At 34.5% G+C, this 16,752-nt stretch carries 9 protein-coding genes; all 9 read right to left on the bottom strand.

Annotated elements, in window-relative coordinates:
- Positions 1-47 precede the first annotated feature (47 nt).
- The 9 genes from ACEN2F_RS08100 to ACEN2F_RS08060 all read right to left on the bottom strand — a co-directional run bounded on the left by ACEN2F_RS08100 (position 48) and on the right by ACEN2F_RS08060 (position 16,740).
- A complete protein-coding gene (locus tag ACEN2F_RS08100) occupies positions 48-3,368 on the bottom strand; it encodes a carboxypeptidase regulatory-like domain-containing protein (protein ID WP_441737755.1) in 3,321 nt (1,106 codons plus the stop codon).
- Between the two features lie 266 nt (positions 3,369-3,634).
- On the bottom strand, positions 3,635-6,406 hold the full coding sequence (locus ACEN2F_RS08095) for a TonB-dependent receptor (protein WP_441737753.1): 2,772 nt from the start codon (positions 6,404-6,406) through the stop codon (positions 3,635-3,637).
- Between the two features lie 362 nt (positions 6,407-6,768).
- Positions 6,769-8,412 carry a glucose-6-phosphate isomerase gene (pgi, locus tag ACEN2F_RS08090; RefSeq protein ID WP_441737751.1) on the bottom strand — a complete coding sequence of 548 codons (1,644 nt, stop codon included), beginning with the start codon at positions 8,410-8,412 and terminating at the stop codon, positions 6,769-6,771.
- Between the two features lie 173 nt (positions 8,413-8,585).
- Positions 8,586-9,806, bottom strand: coding sequence for a peptidoglycan DD-metalloendopeptidase family protein (locus tag ACEN2F_RS08085; protein ID WP_441737749.1), 1,221 nt, complete (start codon positions 9,804-9,806; stop codon positions 8,586-8,588).
- Positions 9,807-9,825: 19 nt separating this feature from the next.
- On the bottom strand, positions 9,826-10,761 hold the full coding sequence (locus ACEN2F_RS08080; RefSeq protein WP_441737748.1) for a tryptophan 2,3-dioxygenase family protein: 936 nt from the start codon (positions 10,759-10,761) through the stop codon (positions 9,826-9,828).
- Entirely contained in the window at positions 10,761-11,531 is a 771-nt protein-coding gene (locus ACEN2F_RS08075; protein WP_441737746.1) for a DUF3108 domain-containing protein, read from the bottom strand. The genes ACEN2F_RS08080 and ACEN2F_RS08075 overlap by 1 nt, the downstream gene beginning before the upstream one ends.
- A 292-nt stretch (positions 11,532-11,823) precedes the next feature.
- Positions 11,824-12,984 (bottom strand): 4-hydroxyphenylpyruvate dioxygenase, encoded by a 1,161-nt coding sequence (gene hppD, locus ACEN2F_RS08070; protein ID WP_441737744.1) that lies wholly within the window; start codon positions 12,982-12,984, stop codon positions 11,824-11,826.
- Positions 12,985-13,200: 216 nt separating this feature from the next.
- Complete coding sequence (locus ACEN2F_RS08065; RefSeq protein ID WP_441737742.1) at positions 13,201-14,358, bottom strand: homogentisate 1,2-dioxygenase; 1,158 nt, start codon at positions 14,356-14,358, stop codon at positions 13,201-13,203.
- A 183-nt stretch (positions 14,359-14,541) separates the two neighbouring features.
- Positions 14,542-16,740 carry a patatin-like phospholipase family protein gene (locus ACEN2F_RS08060; protein ID WP_441737740.1) on the bottom strand — a complete coding sequence of 733 codons (2,199 nt, stop codon included), beginning with the start codon at positions 16,738-16,740 and terminating at the stop codon, positions 14,542-14,544.
- Positions 16,741-16,752 lie beyond the last annotated feature (12 nt).

Genomic DNA, 16,752 nt, shown 5'->3' with positions numbered 1-16,752 from the left:
CCACGTTTTTCAACGTGGTTCTAAAAATTCAAATACTTAAATAACTCTTATTTACCAAAAATATATCTAAGTGTAAATTGCGCTTGCCAAACATCAAATGTTGACGCATTTTTCTGGAAAGTATCTTTAATTAAAACTCTTGTTCCATTAGCTTCTACTTGAGTTGCTAATTTATAAAAAGGAACATTTGCAGTCGTTATATTATAATTTAAAACGTTCGCATTTGTAACTCTTTGTGTAACACCCCAATCTTTATTAATGAAATTAGTAAAGTTTAAGATATCAGCTCTAAATTGGAAGTTGTTCTTTTTACCAGCTATTGTGATATAAAAATCTTGGGTTGCAGATAAATCCAATCTATGCAACATAGGTAAAACTCCACCATTTCTTTCAGCATATTGCCCTCTTCTTGAAGAAAGATATTTATCTTGCTCAATGTACTGGTCATAAGCACTAACTTGCTGTGCTGGTGTATAAACTATTACGTCCCCTGCTGCAGTTCCTCTTATAGAAGAATTAAAGTCCGAAGCTATTATATTCGAAAATTGAATATCCGATGCTTTCATTGGGACATAAATTAAATCATTTCCATTAACTAAATCACCATTCATATCACCACCGTAAGCATAAGAAAATGGCCCAGATTGTTCTCCAATGTATCCTAAGTTAATAGAAGTCGCTGCTCCTACATTTTTACCATATTCAATTTTATATCCTAGAATACCCACCAATCTGTGTGGTGTATTGTTATTAGACAATGCTAATGGCAAATCATTATTACCATTTACAGATCTAGCGCCTGTCCATGAACCAGAAGCAATCGAACCAGGAGATAATAAATCATTTGCAGTTGAATGCGTGTAGGCAAAAGATCCCCAAAGACCTTTTTTGTAAGGATACTCTAATTTAAAAGTTGTAGAGTAGAAAGTTCCTTTGTCAGTATTTGTTAAAACAACTGCACTTGAAACATTATCATTTACACGAACACCTGCATTTGAACGAGCGTATCTTGGTCTGTTATCAGGGCCACTGAAAGTTCCAACTGGCGCTTCAAAATTAGCATTGTAATAATGGATTGCATTAATATTTCTTTGAAAAATACCTTCTACAGTAGCTACAAAACCAAAAGGAAGTTTTTGATCAACCGCTATGTTAGTTTTCCAAACTTGTGGAAATTTGAATTTTTTATCTGTGAAAGCCAATTCAAATGTAGTAGGAAGTGTTGGCGTTTCAGGGATGAAATAATCATTAGGATTTGGTGTAAAACCATATCCACCTGCAGCTAATGTTGCTCCACTTACATCTACAAAACCTGTAAGTACACCATTATTTCCAATAGCATTAGATAAATAAACTGAAGGTGCTCTACCTGTAAAAATACCACTACCTCCACGAAGTAATGTACTTGCATCGCCATTTAAGTCTAAGTTAAAACCAACTCTTGGCTCAAATAAATACTGAGTTTCCGGCATTTCGCCAGTATTGAATTTTTGTCCTTGTCCAAAAGTTAAAGCAGTAACAGCAGGGTTTTCAAGCGCTGTATCAGCAAACCAAACAGCTGATGCACGTAATCCAACTGTTAATTTGAATCGGTCACTCAATTTCATTTCATCTTGCGTATACAAATCTAATTTATTTGATTTAAATATTTGCAATGGCTCTTGTGCACCCGGCAATGCAGAATATCTGAATTGGAAACGTGCAGGAAGTGCAGTTGTTGATGGAATTCCACCAGTGTTTGCAGATTGATTAGCCGCTGCGTAAAAATCAGTTAGTGAATCAAAAATATAAACACCGTTTGACCCAGAGAAAAACAAGTTGCTTGATTTAAAATACTCGAAATTAGCACCAAATAATAAGGAATGTATTCCTGTAGTTTTTGTCAAATTATTAGTAAAGTGTAAAGTAGAATAAGAAAGTTTATTACCCTGTGTAAATGGATCTAAACCAGCTGAAATATAAGTGTTTGAACCGTTCTTTATATCGATTGTTGGAAACAAACCTCCACCTTGCAAAGCTCTGTCTTCGATTTGCTTATCATAACCAGCTATGAAATTATTGTACCAAGAATTACTTAATTTACTGTTCAATTCTAAAACTACTGATCTAGTATTATCTTGAATAACGTATCCACTGTTTTTGAAAGACATTGCAAGAGGACTTGTTCTTCTGTTTCCAAAACCTAATGAATTTGAGTTTGAAGTTAACTCATCAGAACTTGAATCATGAAATACATAACGAGCTGTCAATTGATGATTGTCATTGATATTCCAATCTAGTCTTGCTAGGAATTTTTTAGAAATTCTTTCTGAATCATAATTTTCCCAAGGTCCAGTTGTGTAATTAAACTTGTCTTGTAAAAAATTAGAAAGTGTTTGCATCTCAGTAAAAGTAGGTGCTGAAACCTGAGCGCTTGCTTGTGGTGAATCTGTAGATGTCCAAGTAGTAGCCGGGCTTATATTTTCTATGGTTTCAAAATTACCAAAAAAGAATAATTTATCTTTAATGATTGGTGCTCCAATTCTAGCGCCCCAAATTTTTTCTTCAAATTTTCCTGGAACTACAGTTCTATCTCCTGCTTTACTCCCTATGAAGTCTTTTTTGTTGCTTCTAAACGAATTGTAAACTGATCCTTCAATTTCGTTTGTTCCACTTTTAGTAACTGCGTTTATTCCTGATCCTAAAAATCCAGATTGACGAACGTCGTAAGGAGCAATATTTACTTGTAATTGCTCGATAGCATCTAAAGAAATCGCTGTAGAACCAGTTCTTCCTCCCGCTTGTGAGTCGCTACCTAAACCAAAACCATTGTTAAATACAGATCCATCAATAGTAAAGTTGTTCAATCTTGAGTCCTGACCTCCAAAAGTACCATTACTACCTGCGTTAGCATTGTATTTTGTAATTGCATTTATAGAACGTGCTCCTGTTACTGGTACTGCTGTAATTTCTCTATTAGAAAATTGTTGCGATGCTCCGGTTCTTCCTTTATTAAAATTACCTTTCGATTTTGTAGTAACAATTACTTCATTCAATGCATTTGATTCTTCTTCTACAACAATATTTACAGTTAAATTATTCCCTAAAGGAGCATTAATTTCCGTAATTTCGGTTGTTTTGTAACCCACATAAGTCACTCTTACAGTGTAAGGACCACCTGGTCTAATACCCTGAACTGCATAGCCTCCGTTGGCACTTGTAGTTGAGAAATATTTTGTTCCTGTAGGTGTGTGAACCACCTCAACTGAAGCTCCCGGAAGAGTCTCTCCAGCATTTGATTTAACAGTACCAGACATAGCAGAACTAGTGACCTGCGAATGACCTACAACTGATAAAAAAATAATCAAAATAAAAATAATTCTTTTCATTTTTGTTTTTTTTTGTTTAGTTAAAAAATTTTGGCAAAAATATAACATTTTAACTCTAATAAGTTAACGAATCGTTAAGAATATTGCGGTTGGCCTAAATATTTTTTTTCTTAAACATTTTTTTTTGCTTTTTGACTGCAAATGATAGTGTTCATTTTTTTAAACTCAAATTTCGATATTTTCCTGAAGCTAAATCTTTGCTTTTTAAGCATAAAAAAACCCTCATTTCAAATTGAAATGAGGGCTGTATAATCTTCTAAAGTTTATTAGAAGTTGTAACGCAAACTAAAATTCCAAGTTCTTCCAAATCCGAAGTAAACTTGATTTGCAGTTGCAACACCATTATAGGTTCTATTGTTTGACGCATAAGTCCCCAATGCTGGATTAGTTGAGCTTACGTTATCATCTGCAAAAATATTAGTACTTGATTCAGAAATGTAAACTTCGTCTAGCACATTATTTACATTCAATCTGAAAATTACTGAATTACTTTTATTTCTACCAACAAGCATTTTGTATGAGAAACCAGCATCCATCAATCCGTAAGAAGGTAATTCTAAAGATCCTTTGTTATCTTGTGCCGAAAATCTTGCAGGGTCGATTGACGCATATAATTTGTCAGCAACTCTATAATTTGCATCAACCGTAACTCTTTCTACTACTTCATATTTAGCACCTAAACTAGCCGTAAACTGAGCAGCATCTCCTACTTTTACATTATCTAAATACAATGTGCTACCAGTACCAATTTGCTGATTGTTAGCATCAAATCTATTACTAGTTACATCGCCTTCGTAATTCCAATCTCCTAAAGAAACCATACCGTTTAAACTTAATTTAGGTAATGGCTTAGCGCTCATTTCTAATTCAATACCTGAGTGTATTTGAGTAATTCCAGAAAAATCAAAATAACCACCAAAATTATCTATACTTGCATCAGTAGATCTTTGATATCTATCTTTCCACGAAGTATAATACACATTTAAACTAGCATTGAAAACAGAGGAACGGAAACCGTATCCTGCCTCTAAGCCCAACACTTTCTCATTGATCAAATTTTCATTAACAGTAGATTTATTATTTGGATAAACAGCATTAAAAAATGGTTGTTTTGAGTAATATCCTGAGTTTACAAATACATTATGATTTTCATCAATATTGTAATTCACTCCCCCTTTTACGTTTCCACCTAAAATATTTTCATAATCTGTACTGTATAATGGATCTGATTCTAGGTATACAAAAGTATCTTCTCTTTTAAAGCCTTGTTGAGAAACTGCTCCTTGAAAAAATGCAGATACTTTCTCAGTAGAATACTCTAATTGAGTAAAAGCACCATACCATCTAACTAATCCATTGTTATTGTACTCGATTTTCTCTTGATCTTTTATGTCCGTAAATGGATTTGCACTTGGTGAAGCAGCGTACGTTTCATACAAATATCTACCGTCTGGTTTGTTGTTTATATTTGTATTATCATAATACACATCGGCACCCAATCTATTATTTATATTTCTAAAGTGATACCCTGTATAAGTTCTTGCATCAACACCAAAATCAAGTGTTAATTCATTTGTTAGTTTTTGGTTCAAGTTAATAACAGCACCATACCAGTCATGAGAATTAATTGATGCTCTTCTTGTAAAACCTGCAGATCTGTTTGTAACATACTCTCCAACGTGTCCCGCAGCTGTACTAGGTGCAAGAGGTGTTCCTAAATTAGTTACACTACTTCCATTTGCAAAAGAATATGTTCCTGTGTTGTAAGCATAAAAATCATCAAAAGGCACTAAACCGTCTTTGGTTTTATATGAAAAAGGATTTTTACCAATGTTACCAGTACCTCCACCTCGACCCCATGATCCGTAAAATACAGAAGATAGTTTTGTTTTTTCGCTGATTTTAAAATCATAATTAAATGATGCTACCGGCTTACTGTAAAAGTTTCTTGTCCAAGAAAATTCCTGACCATTTAAATATCCCCAATTAGAGTTATATTTTATATTAGGCTCGTTTGCTGTTGGATTACCATATTTAATGTATTCTGACAATGGGTTTGCAAAACTTCTTTGATTATGCCATTGAGGAGCCCCTGTAAAAGTGAATTGAATATCATGTTTCTTATTAAACTCATAACCTAAAGCTATGAAGTAATTGTACCCTTGAAACTCAGTTCCATCTGCATAACCATCTCCACGAGTTTGACTCAATAAAAATGAAGCAGATAATCCATTTGCCATTTTACCTGTAGAATAAGATGCTTGTGTTTTTAAATAATTTGCATTACCAAAAGTTGTAGCAACGGCACCACCTTCTTTCAAATCAGAAGTTCTTGTAACAATATTGATAGTTCCTCCTACGGATGAAATTGCCAACTTAGACGATCCTAAACCTCTTTGAACCTGCATTGCAGATGTCACATCAGATAAACCAGCCCAGTTACTCCAATAAACACCACTATTTTCCATATCATTCACTGGCATTCCGTTGATCATAACCGCAATGTTTCTTTGATCAAAACCACGAATATTAATTCTTGAATCTCCAAAACCACCCCCTTGTTTTGTAACATAAACCGAAGGAGTATTTACTAAAATTTCAGGAAATTCCTGAGACCCTAATTTTTCCTGAATCTCAGACGCTTTGATTGTTGAAACAGCAACCGGAGTCTTTCTGTCTTTAGCAATATCAATAACACTGCTTCTAACAATAATTTCGCTTAATTCATTTGAATTTTCGTTTAAAACTATCGTTCCTAAATTAGTTGTTCCTCCTTGTGAAACTGAAAATTTAACTATTTTTTCATCGAATCCCACAAAAGAAATAATCAATTCACCAGTGCTTACTGTACTTTCTAAAGAAAATTTACCGTTCAAATCTGTTGACGATCCCATTTTAATGCCTTTGATAGCAACATTCGCTCCCGGCAGAGAACTTTTACCATCAGTTATAGTTCCATTTATTTTTCCTTGAGAAAAAACTGCTGAAACTACAAAAAACATTAACCCAGTGAGTAACCAATTTTTCATTGCCTTCATTGTTATTTAGTTTATTAATTTTGGCAAAAATATAACATTTTAACTCTAATAAGTTAACACAACGTTAAGGATGAAACTTCTACTTTGCAGTCATTTTAGTCCAAAAAATTTATCCCTTTTTTATTAATACAATAAAAAACAACACTTTACTTAAACCTACTTTTTGTTACATAATTCTTAGATAATTACCAGTTATAAATACTATTTAGGAATAGCAATATTTTCAATAAAAACACTATCGTAAAGCTACTTAAACATAAAAAGCCCTGATTTTAAAAAAATCAGGGCTTTTTATGTTTAAGAATAATGCACTAAAAATTGATGTTAGGTCAAAAACATCAAAATTAGTGGTCTATTGCTCGCTATTTATTTTTCAAAAAATGATCCAATAAAAATGTCGTAGAACTGTCGTGAGATTTAACCGTTTTTGTGTCTATTTCTTCTAGAATAGTGCTCGCTAATTGTTTTCCCAGCTCAACTCCCCATTGATCAAAACTAAAGATATTCCATATAACTCCTTGCACAAAAATCTTATGCTCGTACAAAGCAATCAAAGATCCCAGCGTTTCGGGACTCAGCTTTTGAATTAAAATAGTATTTGTTGGCTTGTTGCCAGTAAAAACTTTAAAAGGCAACAAAAATTTAGCTTTATCAGCAGGAATTCCTTGTTTATCAAATTCTGCTTGTACTTGTTCTTTAGATTTACCGTGCATTAATGCTTCGGTTTGTGCAAAAAAGTTAGACATCAATTTATCATGATGATCGTTGTTTCCATGCAAAGGCTTTACAAATCCAATAAAATCGACAGGAATCAATTTTGTTCCTTGGTGTATTAACTGGAAAAAAGCATGTTGTGCATTGGTTCCCGGCTCTCCCCAAATGATCGTACCGGTTTGATAATCGACTGGATTACCATCTCGACCTACACTTTTACCATTGCTTTCCATTGTTCCTTGCTGCAGGTAGGGCGCTAATTTATGTAAATATTGCGTGTACGGAATCAACGCTTCACTTTCGGCACCAAAAAAATTATTGTACCAAATGCTTAATAACGCTAACGTCACAGGCATGTTTTTGTCAAAATCAGCAGTTTTGAAATGCTCATCCATTTCATTGGCACCTTTCAAAAAGCCTTCAAAATTATCATATCCTACGGCTAAACTTATAGTAAGTCCAACGGCGCTCCACAAAGAGAATCTTCCGCCAACCCAATCCCACATTGGAAAAATATTGTCTGGATTGATCCCAAACTCTGTAACTTTTTGAACATTACTGGAAACCGCCACAAAATGTTTCGCTACATCCTCTTGAGTTGCGGTTTGTAAGAACCATTTTCTGATGGTTTCAGAATTGGTAAGTGTTTCCTGTGTCGTAAATGTTTTTGAAACAATCACAAAAAGAGTAGTTTCCGGATTCAGTTTTTTAATGATTTCAGTTACATGATCGCCATCAACATTAGAAACAAAATGAACATTTAAATGATTTTTATAAAATTGTAAAGCCTCTACAGCCATTGCAGGCCCAAGATCCGATCCTCCAATGCCTATATTGACAACATCAGTGAACGGTTTGCCAGTAAAACCAGTTCTTTCTCCTGAAGTGACTTCATCTGTAAATATTTTGATTTTATGTTTTACTTCATAAACCTCCGGAATTACATTAACACCGTCAACGGTAACGACTGCCGATTCTTTGGCGCGCAACGCAGTATGAAGTACGGCTCTATTTTCAGTTTGATTAATTATTGATCCATCAAAATAATTTGAAATCGCTGTTTTTAGTCCAACCTCATCGGCCAGCTCTAACAGCAGTTGCATCGTTTCCTGATTGATATTATTTTTAGAATAATCTATTAAAAAATCATTCCATTTTAGATTAAATTTATCTGTTCTGTCCCCATCTAATTGAAATAATTCTTGCAAAGATGATTTTTGCATTTGGATATAATGTGCTTCCAGTTTTTTCCAAGCAATCGTTTCAGTAGGGTTTATAGTATTTAAAGACATGTATAAGTATTTTTAATAAATTTTAGACAAAAATACTTAAATTAGTTTTAATGAAAAATGGTTTTGCATTATATTATCCTATAGTGATATAACAAGACACGGGTCTTTATTGGGATTAATAGTAAGCAACTCGTTTCTAAAAAAAAAAATTGTGCTGATTTTACAACTGTGATTTACAAATTAGCCACACTATCTAGTTCAAATTTCAAAGGTGTTATTTGTGTCAAAAAACGACTTTTATTGCTGCCATTCATAGGTTCGCCGCTTGGTAATTTAAGCCTCAATGCATCTACTTGTCTGCCGTTTTTCCAAAATCGATAACACACATGTGGCCCTGTTGCCAACCCAGTGCTTCCCACCAAGCCAATGACTTGCCCTTGACTGACCCGCTGTCCTCGTCTAACCAAAATTTTTGACATGTGCAGGTATTGCGTAGAGTAGGTTCCGTTATGTTTTACTTTTACATAATTTCCATTTCCGGCAGTAAAACCACTTTGCACTACGACACCTGCTGCGGTGACGGTGATGGGAGTTCCGCGTGGTGCAGCATAATCCGTTCCTTTGTGTGCTTTCCAGCGGTGTTGCACGGGATGAAAACGACTGGATGAAAATCGAGAGGATATTCTACTGAATTTTATTGGGGATTTAAGGAAGAAATTTTTAAGCGTTTTTCCATTTTCATCATAATATTCCACTCTATCTGAATCAGGGTTTTGAGCAAAAGGAAAAGCGTAAATAATTTTGCCTCCGTATTCAAAAAAGGAGGCTTCCAGCTCTTCGACTCCGTCATAAACAGAATCATTTATAAAACGCTCCGTAAAAGTTATCGCAAAACGATCTCCTTTTTTGAGCTTCATAAAATCAATGGAATATGCATAAATTTTTGCTATTTTGCTTGCCAATGCACCTTCTATTTTGGCATTCCCTAGAGTTGCAGACAGGGATTCTTTCAAAACACCTCCAATACTTCGCCGTTTGATCGTTAGGGGTTTGGTCTTTTTATAAACCGAAACGATTGTATCCCGCATATCAATTACGTAATAACTCAAATTATCCGGTTGATAGATAAAATACTCTAATTTATGTTTTTTATCTTTTGATCTTAACAACGTAAAGGGCTTGTTTGTTCTAATGCCCCTTACATCAAAAGAATCTCGTACTTGAGCAACAATTTCATACACTTTTCGCCCAGCAAGATTCTGGTTTTGAATGATAGTTCCAAAAGTATCTCCTCTCTCGATAGTATCATTGACGATATTAAAATCAGCAAGAACGAACCCAAATTCACTCTTTTTGGTAATAAGTTTCACTACTTTTTCTGGTGCTATTTCCTCCTTTTTTTTACATGATCCTAAAGTAAACAGCGCAATAATGATAATAAATATTTGTTTCAAACCTTGTTTTTTTTTCAATCTATATTTCTACTCCCCAATTTTCTAATTCATGGCTACTCCATAATTCCGGAAAGAAAATCCTTCTTTGGTATTTTGGGTGCATGTATTTTTTCCAATCACTTCCACCTGTAGCTTCGCCATCTCCTTTACCACTTTGATCTATATATTTTTTGGCTGTATTCAGATGTTGCATTACCCAAGTAATATTCACCGTATGATCATAATGACGCATCGCCTGAATCAATTCTGGATTTTTTTGATCTATTGGCGGTAATTGCTTAAATTTCTGCCAAATATTAATGGTGTTGTATTCCTCCATGAATACTAAAAATTCTTTCTTGTATTTTTTTTCAAACTCTTCTAGCAAAAATGATTTTTTACCGGTTTGATATTCTTTTCCAGCGGCCTGCCAATACAAATGCTCTAATGCAAACTCGTAGGTGGTGTTCCGGTCTATCGTATTTCTATAACGATGATCAATCAGATTTATTAGGTCTGTTGATGAAAATTCTATAAAGCGGTACTGCGCACTTTGAAAACCGCTGGCTGGTGTAAGCGTATTTCTGAATTTCATATACTGTTCCACTTCCATTCCGTTTCCCATAATATCAAAAGACGTGGTTAACATATCAAAATAACGGCTGATTCGCATTAATCTTTCGGTAAAAAAAACCGTGTTGATCTTCTCACAATAGGAAATTTGCTTTATCTCCCAAAGTATCATTTTAAATATCAATTCATTAACCTGATGGTACATGATAAAAACCATTTCATCCGGAAGCGTCGTTCTTTGAATTTGAAGATTCAATAAAGCATCCGTTTGTATATAATCCCAATAGGTAATTGGTTTTGACCACAATAATCCTTCCAGCTGCGTTTCCGTTTTTTGATTTATCGCTTCATATTTAAGCGCAATTTCTTTTAAAATAGCTTCTGAATTATCTTTTGTGCTCATTATTTTTTAGTTTTAAAAGGATTTTTCAATCCTCTATATCCTTCTATATCTGCCTTAATTGATCCTACTGCCAGACTTGCTTTTATTCTGAGCGGTACTTTATTGTCATCATCAGAAATCCAGACCGTAAGACTTTCTTGCTCTTTAAAAACACGTCCTGATTGTACCAAAGGTCTAAAAATCATTGCAGGAACAACGCCAAATTTAGTGGTTATATTTTCTCTCCCAATAAACTTTAGCTTGAATTTAGTAGTTTCATCATCAAAAAACATGTCAATTGCCACTGATTCCCCAATTTTTAGTTCATCAATACTAGGATAGTTTCTTAAATAATAAAATGCAGATAAAATATCTTGCGTATTTTTTGGAATATAAAGTATTTTTTCAGTTTTATGTTTGTAATCTTTTACTACAACTCTATTTGTCGCCTGGTTAAAAAACCCTTCTTGATTTTTAGTGTAGCCACCTTCATCGATTTTGCGAACAAATTGGTATGGATTTCCAGTTTCTTTATCGATGTAACTTTCATATAAGTCATCTACTTTGAAGAAAAAACGAGACATTCCAGTTGTATATCCTTTCCCAACAACATGAAAAGCTTTTTTACTGTTAACTGTAGCTTCTTTAACCTCCAGCGTTGCATAACCTGCATTCACAATTCCGTAATGAATTCTGAATTTAAACCATTCGCCTGCGCCGTAAGCATCTTCCTGAGGAGAATCAAAGCCAACTGTTACTATCAATACAAAGAATAAGATTAGTTTTTTCATTACTTTATTTGTCAATTTATTGACTGCTGGAGCAAATTTTGTTCCAAATATATCAAAACAAAAAAACTCAGTCAAATAATGACTGAGTTTTTATGCTATTAACTAACCAAAAAACTATAAACTATGAAATTTATATGAAATCAGGTAGGAAACCACCCCTACCCTTTTTGCGTGTGCAAAGGTAGTTAACAAATCCAGTTGTTTTTGTTAAAAAAAAAGTTTAACACAACATCTGCAAAATAAGGGGCAACTTACGGCTTATTTTTTAATTATGTATAAAAATAATATATTTTTATAACGTTCCTCGCAATTGCTGTTCTCGCTCAATTGACTCAAATAGGGCTTTAAAGTTACCTGCACCAAAACCTTTGGCACCCATTCTTTGTATAATCTCAAAAAATAAGGTTGGTCTGTCTTGTACTGGTTTTGTAAAAATTTGCAATAAATATCCTTCTTCGTCAGCATCGACCATGATGGCTAATTTCTCAATTTCGTTTAGATCTTCTTTCATCATTTTCATGTGATCGCCTAATCGCTCTGGAATAGCCTCATAATACGTATGCGGTGGAGCAGACAAAAATTCGATTCCCCGTGCTTTCAATTGCGAAACCGTTTTGATAATATCATCTGTTGCAATTGCGATGTGCTGAATTCCGGGTCCGCCATAAAAATCTAAATATTCTTCAATTTGTGATTTTTTCTTTCCTTTAGCAGGTTCGTTAATCGGAAATTTGATTCTTCCGTTTCCATTTGACATCACTTTACTCATCAACGCTGAATATTCTGTATTGATTTGTTTGTCATCAAAAGAAAGGAAATTTACAAATCCCATTACTTCTTCATAGAACTTAACCCAAGTATTCATTTCGTTCCAACCCACATTTCCCACCATGTGGTCTATGTATTTTAATCCCGTTGGCTCCGGATTATAATCAGATTTCCATTCTTTATAGCCTGGAAGGAAAACACCAGTGTAATTTTTACGTTCTACAAAAATATGAACCGTTTCCCCGTAGGTGTATATTCCAGACCGAATCACTTCTCCAAATTCGTCTTTTTCTACTGTAGGCTCCATAAATGAACGCGCACCACGTTTCATGGTTTCTTCGTAAGCGCTTGTGGCATCTTCTACCCACAGTGCCGCAACTTTCACACCATCTCCGTGTTTTTTTAAATGGTCGTGTATAGGAGAATCTTGTGTTAACGGCGTAGTCAATACGATGCGAATCTTATCTTGTTTCAGCACATACGATGTTCTGTCTCTCACGCCAGTTTCTAGTCCGGCATACGCTAATGACTGATAACCAAAAGCAGTTTTATAATAATGTGCGGATTGTTTTGCGTTTCCTACGTAGAATTCTACATAATCAGTCCCCAATAAAGGAAGGAAATCTTGTGCTCCTTCAAATATTTTTTCTAGACCGTATTCTACTGATTTTACTTCTTTTGACATGGTATTTATTTTTTATTCGGTAAATCTAATTTTGGAACGCGGATGACGCGGATAAAACTGACATACACAGATTTATTAATTTAAAATTATGTTGTTGTTTATTATAAAGCCCTAGCCCTGATGGAAACGACATCCTTTTTCTGGCTTCTTTAGCCAGGAAAAGATAAAGTGTACAGCAGGAAATAGCTCCTTATTATTATCTAAATACAATAAACGTTAATCAACCCACGATTTATAATACTGACCGTCATCTAATCCCATTGCTTCTTCGGTTACCATTAGCGGGCGAAAGGTATCTACCATAACCGCTAATTCGTGGGTTTCTGTATGACCTATACTGCGTTCCATAGCTCCCGGCGCAGGTCCGTGTGGAATACCTTTTGGGTGCAATGTAATATGACCTTGCTCGATATTATTGCGGCTCATGAAATCGCCATCTACATAATACAAAACCTCATCACTATCAATATTGCTATGATTATAGGGCGCTGGAATTGCTTTTGGGTGGTAATCGTACAACCTTGGAACGAACGAACAAACGACAAAAGTTGAAGTTTCAAAAGTTTGATGAACTGGTGGCGGCTGATGTACGCGACCCGTTATGGGTTCAAAATTGTGAATGCTGAATCCGTACGGAAAATTATAACCGTCCCAACCCACAACATCAAAGGGATGCGTGGCATAAACAACTTCATGCATCATTCCTTCTTTCTTGATTTTAATTAGGAAATCACCTTTTTCATCGTGCGTTTCTAACTCGTTTGGCAAAATAAAGTCGCGTTCGCAAAAAGGCGAGTGTTCTAAATGCTGACCTGATTCGTTTTTATAGCGTTTTGGCGTGTAAAAAGGCGCAAATGATTCGACGTAGAAAAGTCTGTTTTCTGATGTTTCAAAATCAATTTGGTAAATCATTCCGCGGGGAATAATCAAGTAATCGCCATATTCGAAAGGAATATTTCCCATCATGGTGCGCAATTTTCCTTTCCCTTTGTGAATGAAAATCATTTCATCCGCATCGGCATTTTTATAAAAATAGTTGCGTAATGATTGTCTTGGCGCGGCTAATCCTATTGTACAATCTTTATTGACCAACATGGCTTTGCGGCTGTCCAGAAAATCGTCTTCGGGTTTTAACTCAAAACCTTTTAACAGTAATGATTTGATGTTTTTTCCAATGGCAATTTTTGGTTCAACCGAATAAGATTTTAGAATTTCTTTGACTTGTGTTGGTCTGTGAACGTGATATAACAATGACGAATGACCGTGAAAACCCTCTGTTCCAAAGAGTTGTTCGTAATACAAACCACCTGTTGGTTTTTCGAATTGTGTGTGTCTTTTTTGCGGAAAACTTCCTAATTTGTGGTATAAAGGCATGATTTTTTTGTTTAAAAGTGTAACAAATTAAAGTTAAGATTACTTTATAATGTGTATGATAAATCAAAAAAAGAGAACTTACTCAGGATTTCTCTTGATAAGGAATTGAAGATACTCTAATAAACCTAGCCATTTTGTTTTCATTATAACAAATATCGGAATTATTATTGAACTAAATTACAATTAAAATAAAAACCCAATGCTGAACCAAGTAAATCCTTTAGCCTGTTCCGGGGACCAGGAATATTTAATTTCTATAGGACCAATAACCGTTTCTAAACCATATCCAACGGCATATCCAGAATATTTTGGTATTGAAACCCAATCTACTGTCTCAAAAATCCGATCTCCAATATTAGCAAAATTTGCCGAGAAATTGATATGATTTTTTTTATAAAACTCATAATCTACCGTTGCGGTTGATTTTATATAACTGTTGGCTGCGACACTCAAATAGTCGTATCCATATAAATATTTGAAATTATTGAGTGGATTATAGCCATACCCTCCTAAAATGAAATTAAAGAAGGCAACACTTTCCTGACCAAAAGAAAACCCGGCATCAGTTTGAAATTTTACGGTAGCGTTATCAAATAAAGTTGCAGCTACGCCAAAATCACCTTTGGCAATCGAATACGGTTGAAAATCCCCCGTATAATTAGACGAAAGCAAATAGGATTGAATATCACCTGAAAAATACCACCCTTTTCTTGGGAAATACTTATTGTCAAATGAGTCAAATTTCATGTATCCAAAAAGACTGAAATAATTACTGTTATCTAATATGGGATCTACGTTAGCGACTGTTTCTGATTTTATCTTCAAAAATTTCAATTCAGCGCCTCCACCAATCAAAAATTTCTGAACAAATAAGGATTGGAAATACGCTTGATTCGTCAAATCAGTGAAATCGACATTTATAAAATTTATATTCGGGTTATCAAAGGTTGTGCTGCTGATCTCCTTAGCTACATTTCTGTTGAATTGGTTGTAATTAGACTTAAAACCAAAGCTCAAATTAAATCCGTTTTCAATGTAATAATCTAAATTGTACCTGATATTATCACCCAAAACAATATCCAGCGAAGCGATATCATTTTTGAAAAGTGTTTTTTTACGGGTCAAATTTATCAAAACACCACTTTTAAATAAGTTATCGTAATGCAATCCGAATTTCAAATACGTTTTTGTAGCATTTTCTTTCAAACTGATGTTCAAGTCAACAGCTTCGTTGTTTGGTTCTAAAGAATAGGATATTGAACTGAAATTTTTAGTTGCATTAAGATTATTAATTCCAGTCAGTAAATCGTCATAACAGGTTTTTGCTCCGGGCTTAAATCTAAGTTTTCCTATGACATATTCCCTAGTATAATTATCTAGTTCATTACTATTTATTGCCTTAATTTGCAAACTGTCCGAATGCAAAGGCAACTTTGGTTTCCTATATGGATTGGACTCATCAACGAGTAGTTTTAGTTGCTCATAAACAGCAAAAGTAGCTTCTTCTCCTTTTCGTATTATTTCTTTTCCTTTGTCAAAGGCAACCACACTATATTGCGAAATATCTGGCTTGATATAAATATTCGTGTTGGATATATTTTTTTTCATTCTATCTATAGATTGAAGACTTGTAATTTGGACTAAAATTTTAGTCGCATCTTTTAATTGTGTCCGATCCAATAAACCATCTTGAACATCAACACCTATAATGATATCAGCACCTAATTTGCGCACCTCCTCAATGGGATAGTTATTTACAACACCTCCATCTACCAGAATTTTTCCATCAATTTCTACAGGAGAAAACAAAGATGGAAATGCAGAACTTGCAATCATGGCCTGTGCTAAATTTCCTTTATTCAATAGCACTTCATCACCGGTTTCAATATTGGTACCAATGCATAAAAAGGGAATAGGAAGTTGGTTAAAATCCTTGATGTGTCTTACGTTTCGGGTAATTCTACTCAACAAATTATAATTGTACATTCCTTTAGAAAGGGCTTCGGGAATCCCAATTTTAAATTTGTTAAACGGAAGAACTAGCGCATACAGCTCGTCGTTTCTTCTTTCGTAAAAATTTCTGGAAGATCGGGGAATAAAATCGTTTAGTAATTCATTAAAATCTGTAGCCTGAAAAATAGAATCAATTTGGCTTGCATTATATCCCGAGGCATAAAGCCCGCCAATAACCGCGCCCATGCTGGTTCCGCCAATATAATCAATCTTGACTCCTGCTTCTTCTAAGACTTTTAAAACTCCAATATGTGCAAATCCTTTTGCTCCACCACCACTTAGAACTAAACCTACTTTGGGTCTTTTTTGCTCTTGCGAAAATACAGTCAAACTGCTAAAAACAATCAATAATAGTACGATTTTCTTCATAAGCAGCACTTT

The organism is Flavobacterium sp. W20_MBD1_R3 (assembly GCF_052119725.1).
Taxonomy (GTDB): domain Bacteria; phylum Bacteroidota; class Bacteroidia; order Flavobacteriales; family Flavobacteriaceae; genus Flavobacterium.
The sequence above is the reverse complement of the archived record's forward strand: the minus strand, read 5'-3'. Positions and strand labels throughout refer to the sequence as shown.

Coding starts and splice junctions, on each gene's coding strand:
- ACEN2F_RS08100 (WP_441737755.1), bottom strand. CDS start 3,368: ATGAAAAGAATTATTTTTATTTTGATTATTTTTTTATCAGTTGTAGGT.
- ACEN2F_RS08095 (WP_441737753.1), bottom strand. CDS start 6,406: ATGAAGGCAATGAAAAATTGGTTACTCACTGGGTTAATGTTTTTTGTA.
- pgi (WP_441737751.1), bottom strand. CDS start 8,412: ATGTCTTTAAATACTATAAACCCTACTGAAACGATTGCTTGGAAAAAA.
- ACEN2F_RS08080 (WP_441737748.1), bottom strand. CDS start 10,761: ATGAGCACAAAAGATAATTCAGAAGCTATTTTAAAAGAAATTGCGCTT.
- ACEN2F_RS08075 (WP_441737746.1), bottom strand. CDS start 11,531: ATGAAAAAACTAATCTTATTCTTTGTATTGATAGTAACAGTTGGCTTT.
- hppD (WP_441737744.1), bottom strand. CDS start 12,984: ATGTCAAAAGAAGTAAAATCAGTAGAATACGGTCTAGAAAAAATATTT.
- ACEN2F_RS08065 (WP_441737742.1), bottom strand. CDS start 14,358: ATGCCTTTATACCACAAATTAGGAAGTTTTCCGCAAAAAAGACACACA.
- ACEN2F_RS08060 (WP_441737740.1), bottom strand. CDS start 16,740: ATGAAGAAAATCGTACTATTATTGATTGTTTTTAGCAGTTTGACTGTA.